Origin of the sequence: Pseudomonas sp. RIT409 (genome assembly GCF_003052515.2) — a bacterium.
Classification (GTDB): Bacteria; Pseudomonadota; Gammaproteobacteria; order Pseudomonadales; family Pseudomonadaceae; genus Aquipseudomonas.
Genome location: NZ_QARE02000001.1, coordinates 452,889 through 475,146, shown reverse-complemented (window position 1 = coordinate 475,146; position 22,258 = coordinate 452,889). Strand labels below are relative to the sequence as shown.

General features: G+C 61.8%; 20 protein-coding genes. 15 read left to right on the top strand and 5 right to left on the bottom strand.

Annotation, left to right across the window (positions count from 1 at the left end):
- Nucleotides 1–7 precede the first annotated feature (7 nt).
- Nucleotides 8–1,459, bottom strand: a complete 1,452-nt coding sequence (gene gatA / locus DBP26_RS02125) for an Asp-tRNA(Asn)/Glu-tRNA(Gln) amidotransferase subunit GatA (RefSeq protein WP_108235952.1) — start codon at nt 1,457–1,459, stop codon at nt 8–10.
- A gap of 15 nt (nt 1,460–1,474) precedes the next feature.
- The gene (gene gatC, locus DBP26_RS02120; protein ID WP_108235951.1) at nt 1,475–1,762 is read right to left on the bottom strand and encodes an Asp-tRNA(Asn)/Glu-tRNA(Gln) amidotransferase subunit GatC; all 288 of its coding nucleotides are present in this window, start codon (nt 1,760–1,762) and stop codon (nt 1,475–1,477) included.
- A gap of 221 nt (nt 1,763–1,983) precedes the next feature.
- Here gatC and mreB point away from each other — a divergent pair, with 221 nt between their 5' ends.
- The 8 genes from mreB to tldD all read left to right on the top strand — a co-directional run bounded on the left by mreB (nt 1,984) and on the right by tldD (nt 13,542).
- Nucleotides 1,984–3,021, top strand: coding sequence for a rod shape-determining protein MreB (gene mreB, locus DBP26_RS02115; protein WP_020292894.1), 1,038 nt, complete (start codon nt 1,984–1,986; stop codon nt 3,019–3,021).
- Nucleotides 3,022–3,210: 189 nt separating this feature from the next.
- Nucleotides 3,211–4,389, top strand: coding sequence for a rod shape-determining protein MreC (gene mreC / locus DBP26_RS02110; RefSeq protein WP_108235950.1), 1,179 nt, complete (start codon nt 3,211–3,213; stop codon nt 4,387–4,389).
- Nucleotides 4,389–4,880: a rod shape-determining protein MreD gene (gene mreD / locus DBP26_RS02105; RefSeq protein WP_108235949.1), complete on the top strand. Its 492-nt coding sequence runs from the start codon at nt 4,389–4,391 to the stop codon at nt 4,878–4,880. The genes mreC and mreD overlap by 1 nt, the downstream gene beginning before the upstream one ends.
- 141 nt (nt 4,881–5,021) lie before the next feature.
- Nucleotides 5,022–5,633: a nucleoside triphosphate pyrophosphatase gene (locus tag DBP26_RS02100; protein ID WP_108235948.1), complete on the top strand. Its 612-nt coding sequence runs from the start codon at nt 5,022–5,024 to the stop codon at nt 5,631–5,633.
- Nucleotides 5,630–7,087, top strand: coding sequence for a ribonuclease G (gene rng, locus DBP26_RS02095; RefSeq protein ID WP_108235947.1), 1,458 nt, complete (start codon nt 5,630–5,632; stop codon nt 7,085–7,087). The genes DBP26_RS02100 and rng overlap by 4 nt, the downstream gene beginning before the upstream one ends.
- Before the next feature lie 183 nt (nt 7,088–7,270).
- Nucleotides 7,271–11,086, top strand: coding sequence for a YhdP family protein (locus tag DBP26_RS02090; protein ID WP_108235946.1), 3,816 nt, complete (start codon nt 7,271–7,273; stop codon nt 11,084–11,086).
- A 162-nt stretch (nt 11,087–11,248) separates the two neighbouring features.
- Nucleotides 11,249–12,100, top strand: a complete 852-nt coding sequence (locus DBP26_RS02085; protein WP_108235945.1) for a carbon-nitrogen hydrolase family protein — start codon at nt 11,249–11,251, stop codon at nt 12,098–12,100.
- Between the two features lie 2 nt (nt 12,101–12,102).
- Nucleotides 12,103–13,542 carry a metalloprotease TldD gene (gene tldD / locus DBP26_RS02080; RefSeq protein ID WP_108235944.1) on the top strand — a complete coding sequence of 480 codons (1,440 nt, stop codon included), beginning with the start codon at nt 12,103–12,105 and terminating at the stop codon, nt 13,540–13,542.
- A 108-nt stretch (nt 13,543–13,650) separates the two neighbouring features.
- Here the strand turns inward: tldD and yjgA are convergent, their stop codons facing one another.
- Nucleotides 13,651–14,172, bottom strand: coding sequence for a ribosome biogenesis factor YjgA (gene yjgA, locus DBP26_RS02075; protein ID WP_108235943.1), 522 nt, complete (start codon nt 14,170–14,172; stop codon nt 13,651–13,653).
- 93 nt (nt 14,173–14,265) lie between these two features.
- On the opposite strand from yjgA, the gene pmbA reads away from it, so the two are divergent.
- From pmbA to DBP26_RS02040, 7 genes are all read left to right on the top strand, one after another.
- Entirely contained in the window at nt 14,266–15,612 is a 1,347-nt protein-coding gene (gene pmbA, locus DBP26_RS02070) for a metalloprotease PmbA (protein ID WP_108235942.1), read from the top strand.
- Nucleotides 15,613–15,828: 216 nt separating this feature from the next.
- Nucleotides 15,829–16,224, top strand: coding sequence for a FagA protein (locus DBP26_RS02065; protein ID WP_108235941.1), 396 nt, complete (start codon nt 15,829–15,831; stop codon nt 16,222–16,224).
- The gene (locus DBP26_RS02060; RefSeq protein WP_108235940.1) at nt 16,217–17,593 is read left to right on the top strand and encodes a class II fumarate hydratase; all 1,377 of its coding nucleotides are present in this window, start codon (nt 16,217–16,219) and stop codon (nt 17,591–17,593) included. The genes DBP26_RS02065 and DBP26_RS02060 overlap by 8 nt, the downstream gene beginning before the upstream one ends.
- Nucleotides 17,594–17,634: 41 nt before the next feature.
- Nucleotides 17,635–18,096, top strand: a complete 462-nt coding sequence (locus DBP26_RS02055; protein WP_108235939.1) for a hypothetical protein — start codon at nt 17,635–17,637, stop codon at nt 18,094–18,096.
- A 1-nt stretch (nt 18,097) separates the two neighbouring features.
- Nucleotides 18,098–18,709, top strand: a complete 612-nt coding sequence (locus DBP26_RS02050) for a superoxide dismutase (RefSeq protein ID WP_108235938.1) — start codon at nt 18,098–18,100, stop codon at nt 18,707–18,709.
- A gap of 23 nt (nt 18,710–18,732) precedes the next feature.
- A complete protein-coding gene (locus DBP26_RS02045; protein WP_108235937.1) occupies nt 18,733–19,620 on the top strand; it encodes a ZIP family metal transporter in 888 nt (295 codons plus the stop codon).
- A 172-nt stretch (nt 19,621–19,792) separates the two neighbouring features.
- A complete protein-coding gene (locus tag DBP26_RS02040) occupies nt 19,793–20,131 on the top strand; it encodes a zinc ribbon domain-containing protein YjdM (RefSeq protein ID WP_108235936.1) in 339 nt (112 codons plus the stop codon).
- A 75-nt stretch (nt 20,132–20,206) separates the two neighbouring features.
- On the opposite strand, the gene DBP26_RS02035 is transcribed toward DBP26_RS02040, so the two are convergent.
- Nucleotides 20,207–21,571, bottom strand: a complete 1,365-nt coding sequence (locus tag DBP26_RS02035; protein WP_108235935.1) for a heavy metal sensor histidine kinase — start codon at nt 21,569–21,571, stop codon at nt 20,207–20,209.
- A complete protein-coding gene (locus DBP26_RS02030; protein ID WP_108235934.1) occupies nt 21,561–22,238 on the bottom strand; it encodes a heavy metal response regulator transcription factor in 678 nt (225 codons plus the stop codon). Before DBP26_RS02030 ends, DBP26_RS02035 begins: the two co-directional genes overlap by 11 nt.
- Nucleotides 22,239–22,258 lie beyond the last annotated feature (20 nt).

Here is a 22,258-nt window from a genome sequence, read left to right as displayed (position 1 = left end):
CTTCTCCTTAGAAGCCTGTAGGTGCGCGCAAATGCCAGTCAGTGACTTGCTGATACTGATGAGCGACGTTCAGCAGACGGCCCTCCTGGAAGTACGGGGCAAGCAGCTGCACACCGACCGGCAGGCCATCGGCGAAACCGGCGGGCATCGACAGGCCTGGCAACCCCGCGAGGTTGGCAGTGATGGTGTAGAAATCTTCCAGGTACTCGGCGATCGGATCGGCATTCTTGGCGCCGATCTTCCAGGCTGGGTTCGGCGTGGTCGGACCGAGAATCACATCGACATCCTGGAATGCGTTCATGAAGTCGTTCTTGATCAGGCGGCGAATCTTCTGCGCCTGTAGGTAATAGGCGTCGTAGTACCCCGCGGAAAGGGCATAGGCCCCGACCATGATCCGGCGTTGGACTTCCGGGCCGAAACCTTCACCTCGGGAGCGTTTGTAGAGGTCGGTGAGGTCTTTCGGGTCTTCGCAGCGGTAGCCGAAACGCACGCCATCGAACCGTGACAGGTTCGAGGACGCCTCGGCCGGAGCGATCACATAATAAGCAGGGATCGCATGTTGCAGGTTTGGCAGGCTGACGTCCTTGACCACCGCGCCGAGCTTTTTCAATTCCTCGACACTGGCCATGACCAGGTCGGCGATGCGCGGGTCCAGACCGGCACTGAAGTATTCCTTCGGCACCCCGATGCGCAGACCTTGCAACGAGCCATTCAGGCTGGCGCTGTAGTCGGGCACCGGTTCATCGATGCTGGTGGAATCGTTGACGTCGAAACCGGCCATGCCTTGCAGCAACAGGGCGCAGTCTTCGGCGGTGCGAGCCATCGGGCCAGCCTGATCCAGGCTCGACGCATAGGCGATCATGCCCCAGCGCGACACGCGACCGTAGGTCGGTTTCAGGCCGGTCAGGTTGGTCAGGGCCGCGGGCTGACGGATCGAGCCGCCGGTGTCCGTGCCCGTGGCAGCCGGGAGCAGGCGGGCCGCTACGGCTGCCGCAGAACCGCCGGACGAGCCGCCCGGCACATGCTCGAGGTTCCACGGGTTCTTCACCGCGCCATAGTGGCTGGACTCGTTGGCCGAGCCCATGGCGAATTCGTCCATGTTGGTCTTGCCCAGCGTCACGGTGCCCGCAGCGGCGAGCTTCGCCACGACGGTGGCGTCGTACGGGGCCTTGAAGTTGTCGAGCATCTTCGAGGCACAGCTGGTGCGGATCCCGCGGGTGCAGAACAGGTCCTTGTGCGCCAGCGGGGCGCCCAGCAGCGGACCGGTCTCGCCAGCCGCGCGGCGGGCGTCGGCGGCCTGAGCCTGGGTGATAGCCAGGTCTTCGGTGACGGAAATGAAGCTGTTGAGCTGAGGATCCACTTGGGCGATGCGTGCCAGCAGCGAGCGGGTCAGCTCTTCGGAAGAAAACTGTTTGTCGGCCAGACCACGAGCGATCTCTGCCAGAGTCATATGATGCATTGCAGGCTCATTCCCTTAGTCGATGACTTTCGGAACCAGATAAAGGCCGTCTTCGACCGCTGGTGCGATGGCTTGATAGTCATCGCGGTGATTGACTTCGCTGACCACGTCGTCGCGCAAGCGTTGCGAGGCTTCGAGCGGATGCGCCAGCGGCTCGATACCGGTGGTGTCGACGGCCTGCATCTGGTCGACCAGCCCGAGAATGCTGTTCAGTGCTTCGGTGGTACGCGGGATATCGGCGTCATTGAGGCCCAGGCGGGCCAGATGCGCGATTTTTTCCACGTCGGAGCGATCAAGCGCCATGGGGTTCTCCAGTGGAAGGCGTACGGATTGGACCGTACGTCAGATTGCGGAACACAAATTGCGGAACACCGCGCGATTCGAACGGTCGAAGGGCCGCGATCGGCGAGGGTAGTGCTCGGAAAAACCGCCAATTTAACATATTGGCTCCTTGCCCAAAATCCCTGTCGTTGTTAGAGTTTGCCGCACTTTTTTACCCACGCGTTCCCTAGGGTCCTTTTCCCATGTTCAAGAAACTGCGTGGCATGTTTTCCAGCGATCTTTCCATTGACCTGGGCACTGCCAACACCCTTATTTACGTGCGTGAGCGCGGTATTGTCCTGAACGAGCCATCGGTTGTGGCCATCCGGACCCACGGAAATCAGAAGAGCGTCGTTGCTGTCGGAATGGAAGCCAAGCGCATGCTGGGCCGTACCCCGGGCAACATCGCGGCCATTCGCCCGATGAAGGACGGCGTCATCGCCGATTTCAGCGTGTGCGAAAAGATGCTCCAGTATTTCATCAATAAAGTGCACGAAAACAGCTTCCTGCAGCCCAGCCCGCGTGTGTTGATCTGCGTGCCATGCAAGTCCACCCAAGTCGAGCGTCGCGCGATTCGCGAATCCGCTCTGGGTGCCGGCGCCCGCGAAGTGTTCCTGATCGAAGAACCCATGGCGGCCGCCATCGGTGCCGGGCTCCCGGTCGAAGAAGCCCGTGGTTCGATGGTCGTCGATATCGGCGGCGGCACCACTGAAATCGCCCTGATCTCGCTCAATGGTGTCGTTTACGCCGAGTCCGTCCGCGTAGGCGGCGACCGTTTCGACGAAGCGATCATCACCTACGTTCGCCGCAACTACGGCAGCCTGATCGGTGAGTCCACCGCTGAGCGTATCAAGCAGGAAATCGGCACAGCCTACCCGGGCGGCGAAGTGCGCGAAGTCGACGTGCGCGGCCGCAACCTGGCAGAGGGCGTGCCACGTGCCTTCACCTTGAATTCCAACGAAGTGCTGGAAGCCCTGCAGGAGTCCCTGGCCACGATCGTCCAGGCGGTCAAGAGCGCGTTGGAACAATCCCCTCCAGAGCTGGCCTCGGACATCGCCGAGCGGGGTCTGGTGTTGACGGGCGGCGGCGCACTGCTGCGTGATCTGGACAAATTGCTGGCCCAGGAAACCGGCCTGCCGGTGATCGTCGCCGAAGACCCGCTGACCTGTGTGGCACGCGGCGGTGGCCGTGCGCTGGAAATGATGGACAAGCACACCATGGACCTGCTTTCCAGCGAGTGATTCGCGAGAAAGCACCCTGTTGAGCTAGACGGGCGGCATCTGACGGTGCTGCCTGTTCGTGTCTGAGCTGTTGACGTCGTCTCGCGATGTTGCAAGGCTTGCACACCTGATTCCGTCAATCCGCCCCAGGCCTTTCATGTCCCATGAATAAGTACAGTCAAACTCAAGCATCCCTGGAAGGAGCGGCCTATTAAACCGCTTTTCTCAAAGGGCCCCTCGCTGGGCGTTCGTCTGTTGGTGCTGGTGGTCCTGTCCGTGGCCTTCATGGTCGTGGACGCGCGCTTTACCCTGCTCAAGCCCGTTCGCAGCCAGATGTCCCTGGTGCTGATGCAGTCGTACTGGATCGCCGATCTGCCCGAGCGCCTCTATCAGGGCGTTGCCAGCCAGTTCGGCAGTCGCACGGAACTGGCCGCCGAGAATGAAAAGCTGAAGACCGAAAACCTGCTGCTGCAGGGGCGCCTGCAAAAGCTGGCCGCGTTGACCGAGCAAAACGTCCGGTTGCGCGAGTTGCTGAATTCGTCGGCGTTGGTCAACGAAAAGGTCGAAGTTGCCGAACTGATCGGCATGGACCCCAATCCGTTCACCCACCGCATCATCATCAATAAGGGTGAGCGCGATGGCGTGGTGCTTGGCCAGCCCGTTCTCGATGCCCGCGGCCTCATGGGGCAGGTGGTCGAGTTGATGCCCTATACCTCCCGCGTGCTGCTGCTGACCGACTCCACCCACAGCATTCCGGTGCAAGTGAACCGCAACGGGCTGCGTGCCATCGCCAGCGGCACAGGCAACCCGGAGCGCCTGGAACTGCGTCACGTCGCAGACACCGCTGACATCAAGGAAGGCGATTTGCTGGTCAGTTCCGGCCTGGGTCAGCGCTTCCCGGCGGGCTATCCCGTGGCGACGGTCAAGGAAGTGATTCATGATTCCGGTCAGCCGTTCGCCATCGTGCGGGCCGTGCCGACCGCAGCGCTGAACCGCAGTCGCTACCTGTTGCTGGTGTTCTCCGATGGCCGTTCGCCGGAAGAGCGTGCAGCGGACGCCGCGCAGCAGCAGGAATCGCTGGATCGCCAGGCGGCCGATCCGTCTGCGGTGCCGTCAGCCACGGCGCCGGCAACAGCGCCTGTCACCCCATCCAGCAAGCCCGTGCCGGCCACCGTGCCGAAGCCGGCCGCGTCCTCCCATGGCTCCTCTGCCGCTCCGGCTGCCACGCCTTCCAGCCCCGTGGCAGGCTCCACGACCGCTGCCCCGGCGGCGACGCCGGCCAAACCGGCCGCGAGCAAACCACCTGCCCATCAGCCGGCCAGGTCTTCGGCCCCAAAACCGGCGACTCCTGCCGCTGCACCGGCCGCAACGCATGAGAGGGAAGAATAATGGCCCGTCACGCACCTCCACGAAACGGCTGGGTCGTCTGGCTGACGTTCGCCATCGGCCTGTTGCTCAGCGTGTCGCCGCTGCCCCAGTTCATGGAAATCTTTCGTCCGCTCTGGCTGGCCCTGTTGCTGGCCTTCTGGGCACTGGCCCTGCCGCACAAGATCGGCATGGTGACCGCGTGGATACTGGGCCTGGCCGAAGATGTCCTGTATGGAACGTTGCTGGGGCAGAACGCTCTGATTCTGACGCTGATCACCTTCCTGGTGCTGTCGCTGCAGCAGCGGCTGCGCATGTTCCCCATGTGGCAGCAATGCTTGGTGATCCTGGTGATTTTCGGGCTGGCGCAGCTAGTCCAGTTGTGGCTCAGTGCACTGACAGGCAACCGCCAGCCGACACTCGCACTGGTGTTGCCCGCGCTGGTCAGCGCCTTGCTCTGGCCGTGGGTCAGCTATGGGCTGCGTGGACTGCGGTTGCGTTTGAAGATCAACTGAAACGGCTTTCGTTGTCGGCCGGGGCGGTAGTGGAAAGTCGCTCTGCGCCTCGGTCGGAAGCACGAAGGTAGAGGGCGCCGATGACCCATCATCCGTCCTCCGCAACGCCCAAGCTGAAGGTCACTGACACGGAGACGTCCCATGCCTCAACTTCTGCTCGCCTCCGGCTCACCCCGCCGTCGTGAATTGTTGGCCCAGATCGGTGTGCCATTCACCACGCTGAGCGCAGACATCGATGAGACCCCGCTCAAGGACGAATCCGCCGCTGCTTACGTGGAACGTCTGGCTCGCGGCAAGGCCGATGCTGGCCTGTTGCAGTTGGCCAATGACCCGGCCTATCCCACCGCGTGTGTATTGGGGGCCGATACCGCCGTGGTACTCGATGGTCGCATTCTCGGCAAACCTTCGGATGAAGCTGATGCGTTGGCGATGCTCGCCGCGTTGTCCAACCGCGAACACGAAGTACTGACAGCCATCGCCGTGGTCGACGAGCAGCATTGCGAGACCCGCGTGATCAGCAGCCGTGTTCGCTTCCGTGCGATTTCCGATGATGAGGCACGAGCCTACTGGGCCAGCGGCGAACCCCAGGACAAGGCAGGCAGTTATGGCATTCAGGGGCTGGGCGCGGTCTTCGTGGAGCACCTCAGCGGCAGTTATTCCGCGGTGGTCGGGTTGCCACTTTGCGAAACCGCAGAAATTCTCCAGCGTTTTGGCATACCCTGCTGGCAATGCCTGGAAGGTGACAAGCCATGAGTGAAGAAATCCTGATCAATATCACGCCAATGGAGTCACGCGTGGCCGTTGTCGAAAACGGCGTGTTGCAGGAAGTTCATGTCGAGCGGACCCAGCGTCGCGGGATCGTCGGCAATATCTACAAAGGCAAGGTGGTGCGTGTATTGCCCGGCATGCAGGCCGCCTTCATCGACATCGGGCTGGACCGTGCCGCGTTCATTCACGCGTCGGAAATCTCCATGCGCGAAGGCCCTGCCGTCGAAACCATCAGTTCGCTGGTTCATGAAGGCCAGAGTCTGGTGGTGCAGGTCACCAAAGACCCGATCGGCAGCAAGGGCGCGCGCCTGACCACCCAGCTGTCCATTCCGTCACGCTATCTGGTGTACATGCCGCGCACGGCCCATGTCGGCATTTCCCTGAAAATCGAAGACGAAACCGAACGCGAACGCCTCAAACAGGTGGTGAGCGATTGCGTGGCCAAGGAAGGGATCAAGGAGAAGGGCGGTTTCATTCTGCGCACGGCCGCCGAGGGGGCCGGGGCGGACGAAATCATGATGGACATTCGTTACCTGCGCCGCCTATGGGATCAGATCGGCGAGCAGATCAAGACCATCAGCCCTGCCAGCGTGATTTACGAGGACCTCGGTCTGGCCCTGCGCACGTTGCGCGATCTGGTCAGCCCGAGAATCGAGAAAATCCGCATCGACTCGCGGGAAACCTTCCAGAAGACCACTCAATTCGTGGATGAGCTGATGCCGGAAATCGCCGACCGGCTCGAGCACTATCCCGGCGAGCGGCCGATCTTCGATCTCTACGGTGTCGAGGATGAAATCCAGAAGGCCCTCGAACGCAAGGTGCCGCTCAAATCCGGGGGGTATCTGGTGATCGACCCCGCGGAAGCGATGACCACCATCGACGTCAATACGGGGGCCTTCGTCGGCCACCGCAACCTCGAAGAGACCATCTTCAAGACCAACCTGGAGGCGGCGACTGCCATTGCGCGTCAACTGCGGCTGCGCAACATCGGCGGCATCATCATCATCGATTTCATCGACATGGAAGACGGCGAGCATCAGCGCCAAGTTCTGCGCACGCTGGAGAAGCAACTGGAGCGCGACCACGCCAAGACCAACATCATCGGGATCACCGAGCTGGGCCTGGTGCAGATGACCCGCAAGCGCACCCGTGAGAGCCTGGAGCAAGTGCTTTGCGAACCGTGCGTCAGTTGTCAGGGGCGTGGCAAGCTGAAAACCCCGGAAACGGTCTGTTACGAGATTTTCCGGGAAATTCTGCGCGAGGCGCGCGCTTATCAAGCGTTGGGCTACCGTGTGTTGGCCAACCAGAAAGTCGTCGACCGGTTGCTGGATGAGGAGTCCGGTAATGTCGCCGAACTGGAAATGTTCATCGGGCGGACCATCCGCTTTCAGGTGGAAACCATGTACTCCCAGGAACAATACGACGTTGTGCTGCTCTGATGGCCTCAAGGCGCCGCGTGGCGTGCAACGCAGCCACGGGCGGTAGACCGGATTTGTGCAGACTGACGGCATGGATGCCTTTAAAAGAGATTGATGTGTGGCAAATGAGCAATTCCCTGAACGGTTGGCCACCCGCTTGACCCGGATGCCTCTCGCGGACTCCGGATGTGGAGGCGCAGCGACATGGAGCGTCTGACGCGTTTTCTCGCCACCCTTACCCGATGGGGCCTGAGCCTGTGCGCGCTGGCTGTGGTGCTGACGGCGCTGTACGTCAGTCTGGGCCGCGAACTGGTGCCGACGGTTGCCGAATACCGCGCCGACGTTGAGCTCAAGGCACAGCAGGCGCTGGGCATGCCGGTGAGCATCGGCAAACTGGACGGTACCTGGAGTGGCTTCGCGCCGATCTTCACCGCCCGCGACGTCATGGTCGGGCAGGGTGCCGGTACTGTGCGGCTCGATCACGTCCGCGCCGTCCCGGATCTGTGGGCGAGCCTGAAAGCACGCCAGGTCCGCATTGCGCGCCTTGAACTCGACGGCCTGCAACTGGGCTTGAAAGAGGACAAGGATGGCCACTGGGCGCTACAAGGGCTGCCGGTGATGGACGACAAACCGTTCGATCCCGAGCAGACCTTGACCCAGATGCAGATGATCGCGCAGTTGTCGTTGTTCGACAGCCAGATCACCCTTCAGCCCTACGAGCAACCGCCGCTGACCTTGACCTACGTCAGCCTGACGCTCAAGACCGGGCGGTTTCACCAGCGCCTCGATGCGCGCCTGACGCTTCCCGATGGCCAGCCAGTGGCCTTGAACCTGCGCAGCAAAATGCGCGCAGAGGCCTGGCGGGATGCGGAAGCCGACGCCTACCTCAGTCTGCCTCAGAGCGACTGGGCCAAGTGGCTGCCCAAGAGCCTGACCCGAGACTGGAACATCCGTCAGTTCAAGGCCGGAGGCGAATTCTGGCTGACCTGGGGCAAGGGCGCGCTGCAAACGGCGGTCGCACGGGTCAATGCGCCGCAGTTCAAGGGCGCGTATGCCGACCGACAGGCGGCAAAACTGGATAATGTCGCGCTCAATGCCTGGTTCCAGCGGGGCGACGGTGGCTTCACCCTGTCACTCGATTCGCTGGCCATGGACATTGCCAGCCAGCGCTGGGAAAGCCGCCTGCAGCTCCAGCAAATGGCCGCAACGCCTGACAGCGAAGAACGTTGGCACATACAGGCCGACCGGCTGGATCTGACCCCGGTCACTCCGCTGCTCGATTCGCTCGCGCCGTTGCCGGATAAGCTGAAGGTCGTGCTCGATCACTTGAATGTCACCGGCGGTCTGCGCAACGTGCTGGTGGATTACCATCCACAGGCGCAGGGCGCCAAGCGCCTGAGTTTTGCCGCGAACCTGGACAAGGTCGGTTTCGACGCTTATCACGGCGCTCCAGCGGCGGGCAACGTCAGTGGGGCGATCAGCGGGGATCTAGGGGGCGGCGAGCTGCGCTTGAACACCGATGATTTCATGCTGCACCTTGACCCGATTTTCAAGAATGAATGGCACTATCGCCACGCCGATGCCCGACTGACCTGGGCGCTGGACGACCAAGGCTTCACGCTGGTCGCGCCCTACATCAAGGTGGTGGGCGATGAAGGCAAGATCGCCAGTGATTTTCTGATCCGTCTGCATTTCGACCACAGCCAGGAAGACTACATGGACCTGCGGGTCGGCCTGGTGGACGCGGATGGCCGATACACCTCCAAATACTTGCCTGCCGTGCTCAGCCCGGCGCTGGATAACTGGCTGCGCACTGCGATTCTCAGCGGCAATGTCGACCAGAGTTTTTTCCAGTACCAGGGATCGCTCAATCACGATGCGCCGGACGTGGCACGGGTCATCAGCCTGTTCTTCAAAGTCCGCAATGCCAATCTGGCATTCCAGCCGGGCTGGCCGCCATTGACGGGGGTAGACGGCAATGTGTTCGTGGAGAACAGCGGGGTGCGTATCCGCGCCACCAAAGGTCAATTGCTGGGCACGCAGGTGAGCAATGTCGCAGTGGATGTGCCCCATGTGCCCAGTGGCCAGCCCAGTCATCTTTTGGTTGACGGCGATTTCAAGGGCAGTCTGCAAGACGGCATGAAGATCCTTCAGGAGGCCCCGATCGGCACTGGGCAGACTTTCGCTGGCTGGCAGGCCGAGGGTCCGCTTCAGGGGCACCTCAACCTGGACATTCCGTTGGTCAAGGGCCAGGAGCCCAAGGTGGTCGTGGACTTCAACACCGACGCCGCTCGCCTTCGGCTGGCGGACCCGGTACTCGAGCTGACCCAGCTCAAGGGCAATTTCCGCTTCGACTACAACAAAGGTCTCAGTGGCAAGAACATCAAGGGCGTGGCGTTCGACAAACCGCTCACTGCCGATATTTTCGCCGAGGGCAAAGCCGGCGCGCCCACCACCCGGATCGCCGTGAACAGCCAGATCAACACCAAGCGCCTGACCGATTGGCTGGGCGTCACTCAGCCGCTGCCGGTGTCAGGGGACCTGCCGTATCAACTGCAACTGACGCTCAACAGCAATGACAGCCAATTGCTGATCAATTCGAACCTAAAAGGGGTAACGGTCGATCTGCCGACACCGTTCGGCAAAGCTGCCGATGAGGCTCGCGAGACCGATCTGCGCATGAATCTGCAGGGGCCTGAACGTCGTATCGTCGTCGGGTACGGCAACCTCGCGAATCTGGCGTTCGCCGCACCTGCCGGCAAGTTCGCTGACGGGCGTGGCGAATTGTTCCTGGGTGAGGGTGGGGCGGTCGTACCGAGTGACAAAGGCTTGCGCGTACGGGGTTCGCTGTCCGAACTCGACGTTGCGCCTTGGCAAGCGATGCTCCAGCGCTACACCGGCAACGATCCTGGAGGCAGCGCGCGGCAGTTGCTCAATGGCGTCGACCTGCAGATCGGTCAATTGACCGCGATGGGTACGACACTGAATCAGGCTCGGGTACAGCTCAACCGCAACGACGCAGGTTGGGTACTGGCGCTGGACAGCGAAAAAATCAAAGGCTCGGCAACGCTGCCGGACAACACGGCCACCCCTGCGGACATCAACTTGCTGTATGTGCGCTTGCCTGCTCCGGACCCGAACGTGGCCACGGTCGAGAACGCGCCGGACCCGCTGGCGGACGTCGATCCGCACAACATTCCAGCGATGAACATCAAGATCACCCAATTGTTTCAGGGCGACCAACTGGTCGGGGCCTGGTCGCTCAAAGCCCGTCCAACCGCCAATGGCCTCCAGTTGAACGATATGAACCTGGGCCTCAAGGGCATCGACCTGGTCGGCAGCGGAGGCTGGGAAGGTACGCCGGGCGCTACCAGCAGTTGGTTCAAGGGCCAGGTGGCGGGCAAGAATCTGGCGGACGTGCTGAAAGCCTGGGGGTTTGCGCCCACCGTGACCAGTCAGGAATTCGAGATGAATGTCGATGGCCGCTGGCCCGGCTCGCCCGCGTGGGTCGGCCTCAAGCGCTATTCCGGCAGTCTGGACGCGACCTTGAAAAATGGCCAGTTCGTGGAAGTGGAAGGCGGCGCCCAGGCATTGAGGGTTTTCGGCTTGCTGAACTTCAACTCCATTGGCCGACGGCTGCGACTGGATTTCTCCGACCTGCTGAGCAAGGGGTTGAGCTATGACAAGGTCAAGGGATTGCTGGTCGCCAGCGAAGGCGTCTACGTGACCCGCGACCCGATTACGCTGATTGGCCCATCAAGCAATCTGGAACTCGATGGCACGCTCGATATGGTGCAGGACCGCGTGGATGCCAAGCTGCTGGTGACCCTGCCGGTGACCAACAACCTGCCCATCGCGGCGCTGATCGTCGGCGCGCCTGCGATCGGCGGGGCGCTGTTTCTTGTGGACAAGTTGCTCGGGGACCGCGTGTCGCGGTTTGCCAGTGTGCAGTACAAGGTCCAGGGCCCTTGGAAAGAACCGAAGATCACCTTCGATAAGCCTTTCGAGAAACCGCAGTGACAGTCGGTTGTCTGTCGAAGGCACGGGCGATTGTGTCGTGTTGCAATCCGATGTGATGTTGCGGCGCATTCAACCCTATGCGCAGGCCTGTCGCCCCGTCGGCCCGCAGCGCGACGCGATGTGTTGGAGTACAGTGCAACTTCACCCACCCGAGGAACCTCCATGTCCTTCGCTGTGATTCAAATGGTCAGTCAGAGCGACATCCAAGCCAATCTGGACCGAGCCCGTGCTCTGCTGGAGCAGGCTGCGGCGTCGGGCGCGAAGCTCGCGGTACTTCCGGAGAATTTCACCGCGATGGGGCGTCGGGACGTCGCTGCCATCGGCCGAGCCGAGGCCATGGGCGAAGGACCTATTCTGCCGTGGTTGAAACAGGCGGCCCGCGACCTCAAGTTATGGATTGTCGCGGGTACCGTGCCACTGCCGCCGCTCGGCCAACCGGACGGCAAGGTCACTGCGTGTTCGTTGTTGATCGACGATCAGGGCAACACCGTGGCGCGTTACGACAAGCTGCATTTATTCGATGTGGACGTGGCCGATGCGCGAGGGCGCTATCGCGAGTCCGATGACTATGCTCATGGCAATCACGTGGTGGTGGCTGAGACACCCGTGGGGAAATTGGGTCTGACCGTGTGTTATGACCTGCGTTTTCCCGAGTTATATACCGCCCTGCGCGAAGCCGGGGCTGAGGTGATCACCGCACCGTCCGCCTTCACCGCAGTGACCGGCGCGGCGCACTGGGAAGTCCTGTTGCGGGCGCGAGCCATCGAAACCCAGTGTTACGTGCTGGCGGCGGCGCAAGGGGGGACTCATCCGGGGCCGAGGGACACATTTGGGCACGCGGCGATCATCGATCCATGGGGCCGTGTGTTGGCTGAGCAGGCGCAGGGTGAAGCCGTGCTGCTGGCCGAGCGAGACAGTCAAGAGCAAGCGTCCATACGGGCGCGAATGCCGGTATCTCGACACCGGCGATTTTTTTCGCAGGACGCCTTGCGGCCTGCCAACACCCCGGAGTGAATATGAGCGACTTGTCCTCTGTCAGCGAACACCTTCTGGCGCCAGGCGGCCTGAGCATCGACAGCCTGCAATCGGTGCTCGGAGAGCTTGCCGGCCCCGGCATCGACGCGGCTGACCTGTATTTCCAGGGCCAGATTTCCGAGTCCTGGGCACTGGAAGACGGTATCGTCAAGGAAGGCAGTTTCAACCTCGACCAAGGGGTCGGCGTGCGTGCGCAGTCCGGGGAGAAGACCGGGTTCGCCTACAGCAACGCCATCACCCCGCAAGCGCTGAGCCAAGCGGCTCGCGCTGCCCGCTCGATCTCCCGCGCCGGCCAGAACGGTCGCGTCCAGGCGTTCACCGCTCAAGACGTCACCCAGCTGTACGCGCCGGACAACCCGCTGGAAGTCATGAGCCGTGCCGAGAAAGTCGAGCTGCTCAAGCGTGTCGACGCTGCCACTCGTGCCCTGGATCCGCGTATTCAGCAGGTCACAGTGAGCATGGCCGGGGTCTGGGAGCGTATTCTGGTGGCGTCGACTGACGGCGGCCTGGCGGCGGACACTCGGCCTCTAGTGCGCTTCAATGTCAGCGTGATCGTCGAGCAGAATGGCCGTCGCGAGCGAGGCGGTCATGGCGGTGGCGGGCGTACCGATTATCGCTACTTCCTCCAGGAAGATCGTGCCATGGGTTATGCCCGTGAGGCGCTGCGTCAGGCGCTGGTCAATCTGGAGGCCGTTCCCGCGCCTGCCGGTACGCTTCCAGTGGTGCTGGGCTCGGGTTGGTCCGGCGTGCTCTTGCACGAAGCCGTGGGTCATGGCCTGGAAGGCGATTTCAACCGCAAGGGCAGTTCTGCCTATAGCGGTCGCATGGGTGAACGGGTTGCATCGGCACTCTGCACCATTGTCGACGATGGCACGCTGGCGGGCCGTCGTGGCTCGTTGAGCGTCGATGACGAGGGCACGCCGACCGAATGCACCACCCTGATCGAGAACGGTGTGCTGAAAGGCTACATGCAGGACAAGCTCAATGCGCGCCTGATGGGCGTTGCCCGCACCGGCAACGGTCGTCGCGAGTCCTACGCCCACCTGCCGATGCCGCGCATGACGAACACCTACATGCTGGGTGGCCAGAGTGACCCGGCGGAAATCATTGCCTCGGTCAAGAAGGGCATCTACTGCGCCAACCTCGGTGGCGGGCAGGTGGACATCACCAGCGGAAAGTTCGTGTTTTCCACGAGTGAGGCCTACCTCATCGAAGACGGCAAGATCACCGCACCGGTCAAAGGCGCGACATTGATTGGCAACGGCCCTGAGTGCATGAGCCGGGTCTCGATGGTCGGCAACGATCTGTCGCTGGACAGCGGCGTCGGTACCTGCGGCAAAGACGGGCAGTCGGTGCCTGTTGGTGTGGGGCAGCCGACGCTGAAGATCGATGCGATTACCGTCGGTGGTACGGGCGGGTAACGCGCTGTAGGCGCGCGCTTGCCCGCGACTGCGGTGTCAATCACTACATCTGTCACTGACAGATTGCAATCGCGGGCAAGCGCGCTCCTACAGGGGACGCAGCAGGGCTTAACGCAGGCCGCGCTTGGTTTCATCCAGGTCGCGGATGTATTTGAAGATTTTACGGGCCGCGGAGGGCGTCTTGTTCTGCCTGGCTTCATGCTGGGCCTGACGGATCAGTGAACGCAGTTGCTGGCGATCGGCATCCGGGTACTCGTTGACGAACTGTTCCAGAACGTCGTCGGTGCCACCGATCAAACGGTCCCGCCAGCGTTCCAGATTGTGGAAGCGTTCGTTGTACTGGCGCGTCGATGCGTCGAGCTGATCCAGCAGCACCAGGATTTCGTCCAAGTCCTGATCGCGCATCAGCCTGCCGATGAACGAGATGTGGCGTTTGCGCGCGATGTGCGCGGTGTGCTTCGGCGCATCGGCCAGTGCCCGACGCAATTCGTCGGTCAACGGCAGCTTGGCCAGCACATCGGGTTTGAATGTCGTCAAGCGTTCGCCCAGCTCGACCAGCGCGTGGAGCTCTCGCTTGACCTGGGATTTGCTTTTTTCTCCGTCGAAGGAGTCGTCGTAAGAATCAACCATGGGGGCCGTCCGCAAATAAACGCCGCCATGATAACCAGTCGGGGCCTGCTTGTCCGGCCCGGCTGCCGAAATCGGAATTTGATGGAGTACGTCATGAGTGCATCAGAAAGCGTCGGCCCACAGGCCTTGCCAGCGCTGCAACAGCAGGTCGAGCAGATCGTCGCTGAAGCCAGGCGTCAGGGCGCGACGGCTTGTGAGGTCGCTGTCTCGGTGGATCAGGGCCTGTCCACATCGGTGCGTCAGCGCGAGGTCGAGACGGTTGAGTTCAATCGTGACCAGGGCTTCGGCATCACCCTGTACGTGGGGCAGCGCAAGGGCTCGGCAAGCACGTCGGCCAGCGGCCCCGACGCGATTCGGGAAACGGTCGCCGCAGCGCTGGCCATCGCCGAGCACACCTCGGAGGACGAGAGCTCGGGCCTGGCCGATCCCGCGTTGATGGCCAAGGATCAACCTGACTTCGACCTGTTCCACCCTTGGAACATCACGCCGGAAGAGGCCATCGAGCGCGCCTTGATGTGTGAGGCCGCCGCTTTCGATGCCGACAGCCGGATCAAGAATGCCGACGGCACTACGCTCAACGTGCATCAGGGCTGCCGTGTGTACGGAAACAGTCATGGTTTCATAGGCGGCTATGCGTCGACGCGGCATAGCCTCAGCTGCGTGATGATCGCCGAGAAAGACGGCCAGATGCAGCGTGATTACTGGTATGACGTCAACCGCCAGGGCGAGCTGCTCATGGACGCGCGTCTGATCGGCCAGAAAGCCGCGGAACGTGCCGCCAGCCGTCTTGGCGCGCGTCCAGTGCCCACCTGTGAGGTGCCCGTGCTGTTTTCCGCCGAATTGGCAGGCGGGCTGTTCGGCAGCTTCCTGGGAGCGATTTCCGGGGGCAATCTGTACCGCAAATCCTCCTTCCTGGAAGGCGCCATCGGGCAGCGCCTGTTCCCTGAGTGGATGACCATCGACGAGCGTCCGCATCTGCTGCGAGCCATGGGCAGTGCGGCGTTCGACGGTGATGGCCTGGCGACCTACGCCAAGCCGTTCGTCGAGAATGGCGATCTTGTGTCCTATGTATTGAGTACCTACTCGGGTCGCAAACTCGGCCTGCCCAGCACGGCCAACGCAGGTGGCGTGCACAACCTGTTCGTGTCCCACGGCACGGAAGACCAGGCGGCGTTGATTCGCCGCATGGGTCGAGGCTTGTTGGTCACCGAACTGATGGGCAGCGGCCTGAACATGGTCACCGGTGATTATTCACGCGGCGCAGCGGGTTTCTGGGTCGAAAACGGCGAGATTCAGTTCCCGGTCCAAGAGGTGACGATCGCAGGCAACATGCGCGATATGTTCAAGCAGATCGTCGCCGTCGGCAGCGACCTTGAGCTGCGCAGTAACATCCGCACCGGCTCGGTGCTGATCGAACGGATGACCGTCGCAGGGAGCTGATCGCGCGTCCCGCGGCGTTGCCTCAAAAGGCCCGCACCGATTTCGGTGCGGGCCTTTTTCGTTTTTTTGCGTAGCAAGCGCCTTCTTTCCCGGCAGTGAGGGCCCTCTGCAATCGCACCGAGGCGTCCTTGCAAACGAGATTAAATCTCATCACGTCTTGTAATGAGATAAATACTCAATTAATAATAAAAATCATTTGCTAATTGGGCGTGCGCCATGACCGCTGTTCTGCACGAGTCGCCGTACCTTGAAAACTGGCGTGCGTTAAGCCTGCGGATTCGCTGCGGGCTGGACCCGGACGAGCCCCGACTCATCGAACATTATCTGGCGGAGGGCCGGTATCTGGCGCGCTTCACCGCCACGCCGCCGATGCTGATTGCGCAAAGCACCTTCAGCCTGTTGATCGACACCGCGCGTGATACCGCGTTGCCTTGGCACTGGCGGTGTTTGTGCCTAGATCAGACCTGGCGCCCGCTCCGTGATTTGCAGGCACTTGCGCATTCAGACAGGCAACGCCAACACGTCCACGCGCTTGCCCGCCAGTTGGCGACCTGTGTGCTGCAGCCTTCGATTTCTTTCGCTGAACTGATGCAAGGATCCTCCGATGAGTAATACCCGTATCGAACGCGACAGCATGGGCCAGTTGGAGGTCCCTGCCGAGGCCCTGTACGGCGCCCAGACCCAGCGTGCGGTCAACAACTTCCCGATCAGCTCACTGCGCATGCCTCGCCAGTTCGTGCGCGCCTTGTTGCTGGCCAAGGCCGCCGCCGCGCAAGCCAACCTCGAACTGAAGCAGCTCAGTGAAGGCCAGAGCAGGGCGATCGTCACCGCCTGCCAGGAGCTGCTGGCGGGTGATTACATGGCGCACTTCCCCGTGGACGTGTTCCAGACCGGCTCCGGCACCAGCACCAACATGAACGCCAACGAAGTCATTGCCACGCTCGCGACGCGACACTTGGGCGAAACGGTGAACGCCAACGACCACGTCAATTGCGGTCAAAGCAGCAACGACATCATTCCGACCACCATCCACGTCAGCGCAGCGTTGACCCTTCACGAGCAACTGCTGCCTGCATTGGCGCACCTGATTCAGGTCATCGAGAAGAAGGCCGAGCAGGTTCATCCTTTCGTGAAGACTGGCCGCACGCACCTCATGGATGCCATGCCGGTGCGGTTGAGCCAGGTGCTCAACGGCTGGGCGCAGCAGATCAAGGCCAATGTCGAGCACATCGAAAACCTGCTCCCAAGCTTGCAGGCGTTGGCTCAGGGTGGGACGGCGGTAGGCACCGGCATCAATGCCCACCCACACTTCGCATCGCGCTTCGCCGCCCGCCTGAGCCAGTTGAGCCACGTCGGCTTCGTGCCAGGCAAGGACCTGTTCGCGCTGATCGGTTCGCAGGACACGGCAGTCGCCGTTTCCGGGCAATTGAAAGCCACCGCCGTATCGCTGATGAAAATCGCCAACGACCTGCGCTGGATGAACTCAGGCCCCCTGGCGGGCCTGGGCGAGATCGAGCTGGAAGGCCTGCAGCCGGGTTCTTCGATCATGCCGGGCAAGGTCAACCCGGTGATTCCCGAGGCCACTGCGATGGTCGCAGCGCAAGTCATCGGCAACGACGCGGCCATTACCGTCGCCGGTCAGTCCGGTAACTTCGAGCTGAACGTGATGTTGCCGATCATTGCCCACAACTTGCTGGAAAGCATTGAGTTGCTGGCCAGCTCCAGTCGTCTGCTGGCGGACAAAGCCATCGCCACGTTCACGGTCAACGAAGCCAGGCTCAAGGAGGCCTTGTCACGCAATCCGATCCTGGTTACCGCGTTGAACCCCATCATTGGCTATTTGAAGGCCGCCGAAATCGCCAAGACCGCCTACAAAGAAGGGCGCCCGATCATCGATGTGGCGCTGGAGCACACCGATCTGGACCGCTCCCAGCTTGAGACCCTGTTGAACCCGGAAAAACTCACGGCCGGCGGCATCTGATCGCCTGCCTGTCATTACGTCGCTCGTCCAGGAGACGCGCCATGGAGCATTGGAAAAGCACCATTCTCAAAGGCAACAGCTGCTTCAACTGTGGCGATCTGGTGGACGCCCGCGAACTCTATCTGCAAGCCCTCGCCTTGGCGCAGGTGCTGCTGGAGCGCTGGAAAAACCCGGACGAAGCAGTGGCGGCCTTCGTGATTTCCCACCACAACCTGGCGGACCTGCACCTGAGCCTGAAACAGCCGGAAGAAAGCGCCGAGTACCTGTGCGCGGCGCATCAGCGGCTGTTGCGAGTGATTCAAGACCCACGCATCGCGCCGGGGCTGCGTCAGGCGGCCTTTCGCCACAGCCATAAAACCTACAGCGAACTGCTGACCTTCATCACCGATCACGGTGAATACCCACGGACCCGCCGTCTGCTCAATAGCAGCGGCGAGCACGCACGCACTGCGCTCGAGCGCAACGCCGCTGCCGCCGGAACCCTGTCATTTGGAGTGCATTGATATGCCCTACACCTTGCCTGCCTTGCCCTACGCCTACGACGCCCTAGAACCGCACATCGATGCGCAGACCATGGAAATCCACTACACCAAACATCACCAGACCTACATCAACAACCTCAACGCCGCGGTCGAGGGAACGGAGTACGCGAACTGGCCGATCGAAAAGCTGGTGGCCAGCGTCGCCCAACTGCCGGAAAAGCTGCGTCCGGCGGTGATCAATCAAGGCGGTGGTCACGCGAACCATTCGCTGTTCTGGGACGTCATGAGCCCGAACGGCGGTGGCCTGCCAAACGGCACGCTGGCCAAGGCCATCGAGAGCGATTTGGGCGGCATCGACGCGTTCAAGGAGGCGTTTACCAAAGCGGCGCTGACCCGCTTCGGCAGTGGCTGGGCCTGGTTGAGTGTCACGCCTGAAAAAACACTGGTGGTCGAAAGCAGTGGCAACCAGGACAGCCCGCTGATGAATGGCCATACGCCTATCCTCGGTCTGGACGTCTGGGAGCACGCCTACTACCTGCGCTATCAGAACCGCCGTCCTGAATACATCGCGGCGTTTTACAACGTAGTGAATTGGGACGAAGTGGCCCGGCGCTACTCGGCTGCCATTTCCTGATGCTCTGACGAGACAGACGACTTATGCCTTCCGATTTACTCACCCTAAGCAGCGCACGCCTGCTCCGGCTGGCCGTCGGTTCGATCCTGCTCTTGGCGGGGATCGGGCTGCTGATCAATCAAGGGCTCACCTGGTTGAGCCTTGAGCCCCGACTGCTGAGGGCGTTGGAAGGTGGCGCGCTGTGCGCGCTGGGAACTGCATTGGGGGCCGTGCCGGTGCTGGTGATCCGTGGCATGCCGGTGGCGGTGTCCGACGCTTTGCTGGGGTTTGGCGCCGGAATCATGCTCGCCGCCACCGCCTTTTCTCTGATCGTGCCAGGCCTTGGCGCGGCGCGGGACCTTGGGTTCTCGGCCTGGGGTGCGGGGGCGTTGGTCAGTGCGGGGATTCTGGCCGGGGCGGTGGGACTGTTTGTCGTCGACACCCTCGTGTCATCCGGGCCGCAGTTGTCGGAGCCTGCTACCACACCGAGCATCCCGTCGAATATCTGGCTGTTCGTCATCGCGATCATCGCCCACAACATCCCCGAAGGCATGGCGGTGGGCGTGTCTGCGGGGGGAGCCCTTGCTCATGCCGACAGTCTGGCGATGGGCATTGCGCTGCAGGATGTACCCGAAGGACTGGTCATTGCGCTCGTGCTCGCGGCGGCGGGCATGTCGCGTCTGAGTGCATTTCTCATCGGCGCGGCATCGGGGTTGGTCGAGCCGGTGTTCGCGGTGCTCTGCGCCTGGTTGGTGGAAATCGCTGCGGTGCTGTTGCCCGCAGGCCTGGCATTGGCAGCCGGTGCGATGCTGTTGGTGGTCACTCACGAAATTATTCCGGAATCCCGCCGAAACGGGCACGACAAGGTCGCCAGCTTCGGGTTGTTGATCGGGTTCTGTCTGATGATGGTGATGGACACGGCGTTGGCGTAGGCACGCCACAACCTCTGTAGGAGCGCGCTTGCCCGCGATGAACGATAACGCGGTATTGCAGACGCAGCGCGTATTGTTCATCGCGGGCAAGCGCGCTCCTACAGGGGTGTGTCTGGATCGGGAAAAACCCTTATAATCGCGCGCCTATTTTCCCTCAGATGCGAGATCCGCCGTGAGCTTACCGCCGTGCCCCCAATGCAATTCCGAATACACCTACGAAGACGGCACTCAGCTCGTATGCCCGGAATGCGCCCATGAGTGGTCCGCCGATGGCGCGACAGAGGCGGACGATGACGTGAAAATCATCAAGGATGCGGTGGGCAATACGCTGCAGGATGGCGACACCGTCACTGTGATCAAGGACCTCAAAGTCAAAGGTTCATCGCTGGTGGTCAAGGTCGGGACCAAGGTCAAGAACATCCGCTTGGTGGATGGCGATCACGACATCGACTGCAAGATCGACGGTATCGGCGCGATGAAGCTCAAGTCCGAGTTCGTCAAGAAAGGTTGAACACGATCATTGCCCGCGCTCTGCGTGGGCATGCCTGCTAGCAGACTCTGCGTCGTCTTCTCCCCGCCGGGCCACTCAACACGGCAAGTTCATCCCGAAGGTGTTCTCGCCGTCCTCGCTGCGGACGAACACCGTCCCGCCGTGCATCAACGCAATCGCCTTCACAATCGCCAGCCCCAGCCCATGGTTACCGCCGCTGTTGGTGCGCGACGCATCGACCCGGTAAAAACGTTCGAACAGTTTTGGCAGGTGCTCGGCAGCGATGGGCGCGCCGGGGTTGGTCACCCCGATGCTGACGTGATTGCCCGTATCCTGAATGTCCACCTGGATGACCTGCCCAGGCGAGGTGTGCTGCACCGCGTTGTGCAGCAGATTGATCATGGCCCGTCGCAGGTGAGCTTTTTCGATGGGCGCCCGCGCATCGCCGTTGACCTGAACGTGCACCTGGGCGTCCTCCAAGATGAAATCCAGATAGTCCAGTGTGGTCGCCACTTCTTCGGCCAGCGACGCTTCAGTGAGCTCGGTGGCCTTGCTGCCCTGATCGGCGCTGGCGAGAAACAGCATGTCGTTGATGATCGAACGCAACCGCTCAAGCTCCTCCAGGTTCGATTGCAGCACTTCGAAGTAGTGTTCTGCGGATCGACCGCGTGTCAATGCGACCTGGGTCTGCCCGATGAGGTTGGTCAATGGCGAGCGCAGCTCATGGGCGACGTCCGCGTTGAACGACTCCAGCCGCGAGTAAGCCTGCTCCACGCGCTCCAGCGTCGAGTTGAATGAGGTGACGAACTGGTCCAGCTCAGGCGGCAAGGAGGAGAGTTGCAGGCGCCCTGACAGGCGAGGCGGTGTGAGTTTGCGCGCTTCAAGGGACAAGTCCAGCAAAGGCTTCAGCCCGATGCGTGCCACCCAGTAGCCCAGTGCGGAGGCCAGCACGATGCCGGTCGCCGCGAGGCTGATCAGGGCAACCAGCAGCGAATGCTGAGTCTGCCAGAAGGTCTCGGTGTCGATGGCGGTGAGGAAGCGCAGGGGAGGGCGTTGGTCTTTGGCCGGAAATTCGCTGACCAGCACTTTGAACGGGTAGGCGTGTTCGGTGAGGTTCAGGTCACGCATGCCTAGCGGGCCGCGCGCGAAGGCACGCACCTGCGCGTCAGGATGGCCGAATTCGAAGCCCGGGTCATCGCTGACCACCCAGAACCGCAGGCGTTTGTCTTCTTCACTGAGCAAGCGGAGCTTGGCAGTGAGCTTGATCCAATGCTCAGGCGTGCCGTACCGCTGCACTTGCGACTCCAGTACGCTGTAACGCGCATCGACTTCCGCTTCCGGCAACAGGCCAAGGCTTCTGTCCACTTGCAGGTACAAGGCCCAGCCGATCAACAGGAACACCAGCAGGGCCACCAGCGCGAACATGCCGCTCAGGCGCCAGGCGATGGAGTTACTCGCCACGACGGCTCTCCAGGACGTAACCCATGCCACGGATGGTGTGCAGCAGCTTCTGTTCGAACGGACCATCGAGTTTGGCCCGCAGCCGTTTGATCGCCACTTCGACGACATTCGCATCGCTGTCGAAATTGATATCCCAGACCATCTCGGCAATCGAGGTTTTCGAGAGGATTTCCCCGTGGCGGCGAGCCAGCACGCTCAGCAGCGAGAATTCCTTGGCGGTCAGGTCCAGCCGGCTGCCGGCACGGGTAGCCTTGCGGCTGATCAGGTCGATCCACAAATCCGCGATGCTGATCTGCACCGGTTCATGGCCGCCGCTGCGGCGAGTCAGCGCTTGCAGGCGAGCCACCAATTCCAGAAACGAGAACGGCTTGCCGAGGTAATCGTCAGCGCCCTCGCGCAGACCGCGAATACGGTCATCGACGTTTTCCCGGGCGGTGAGCATGATCACCGGCGTCTGTTTGCGCGCGCGCAGCGCCCGTAGAACGCCGTAACCGTCCAGCCCCGGAAGCATGACGTCGAGAATGACCACCGCGTAGTCGCTCTCCAGCGACATGTGCAAGCCTTCGATGCCATCCCGGGCAACGTCCGTGGTGTAGCCCTGCTCGGTCAGCCCCCGGTGCAGATAGTCAGCGGTTTTCTCTTCGTCTTCGATAATCAGGACACGCATGGGTGCATTCTCAAGTCGTT

What these genes read in the sequence shown, in the direction of transcription:
- DBP26_RS02055 (WP_108235939.1), top strand. Translation starts at nt 17,635, where the DNA reads ATGGAGCATTGGAAAAGCACCATTCTCAAAGGCAACAGCTGCTTCAAC.
- DBP26_RS02090 (WP_108235946.1), top strand. Translation starts at nt 7,271, where the DNA reads ATGGAGCGTCTGACGCGTTTTCTCGCCACCCTTACCCGATGGGGCCTG.
- gatC (WP_108235951.1), bottom strand. Translation starts at nt 1,762, where the DNA reads ATGGCGCTTGATCGCTCCGACGTGGAAAAAATCGCGCATCTGGCCCGC.
- mreB (WP_020292894.1), top strand. Translation starts at nt 1,984, where the DNA reads ATGTTCAAGAAACTGCGTGGCATGTTTTCCAGCGATCTTTCCATTGAC.
- DBP26_RS02045 (WP_108235937.1), top strand. Translation starts at nt 18,733, where the DNA reads ATGCCTTCCGATTTACTCACCCTAAGCAGCGCACGCCTGCTCCGGCTG.
- gatA (WP_108235952.1), bottom strand. Translation starts at nt 1,459, where the DNA reads ATGCATCATATGACTCTGGCAGAGATCGCTCGTGGTCTGGCCGACAAA.
- DBP26_RS02030 (WP_108235934.1), bottom strand. Translation starts at nt 22,238, where the DNA reads ATGCGTGTCCTGATTATCGAAGACGAAGAGAAAACCGCTGACTATCTG.
- pmbA (WP_108235942.1), top strand. Translation starts at nt 14,266, where the DNA reads ATGAGTGCATCAGAAAGCGTCGGCCCACAGGCCTTGCCAGCGCTGCAA.
- tldD (WP_108235944.1), top strand. Translation starts at nt 12,103, where the DNA reads ATGAGCGACTTGTCCTCTGTCAGCGAACACCTTCTGGCGCCAGGCGGC.
- DBP26_RS02085 (WP_108235945.1), top strand. Translation starts at nt 11,249, where the DNA reads ATGTCCTTCGCTGTGATTCAAATGGTCAGTCAGAGCGACATCCAAGCC.
- yjgA (WP_108235943.1), bottom strand. Translation starts at nt 14,172, where the DNA reads ATGGTTGATTCTTACGACGACTCCTTCGACGGAGAAAAAAGCAAATCC.
- DBP26_RS02050 (WP_108235938.1), top strand. Translation starts at nt 18,098, where the DNA reads ATGCCCTACACCTTGCCTGCCTTGCCCTACGCCTACGACGCCCTAGAA.
- DBP26_RS02060 (WP_108235940.1), top strand. Translation starts at nt 16,217, where the DNA reads ATGAGTAATACCCGTATCGAACGCGACAGCATGGGCCAGTTGGAGGTC.
- DBP26_RS02065 (WP_108235941.1), top strand. Translation starts at nt 15,829, where the DNA reads ATGACCGCTGTTCTGCACGAGTCGCCGTACCTTGAAAACTGGCGTGCG.
- rng (WP_108235947.1), top strand. Translation starts at nt 5,630, where the DNA reads ATGAGTGAAGAAATCCTGATCAATATCACGCCAATGGAGTCACGCGTG.
- mreD (WP_108235949.1), top strand. Translation starts at nt 4,389, where the DNA reads ATGGCCCGTCACGCACCTCCACGAAACGGCTGGGTCGTCTGGCTGACG.
- DBP26_RS02100 (WP_108235948.1), top strand. Translation starts at nt 5,022, where the DNA reads ATGCCTCAACTTCTGCTCGCCTCCGGCTCACCCCGCCGTCGTGAATTG.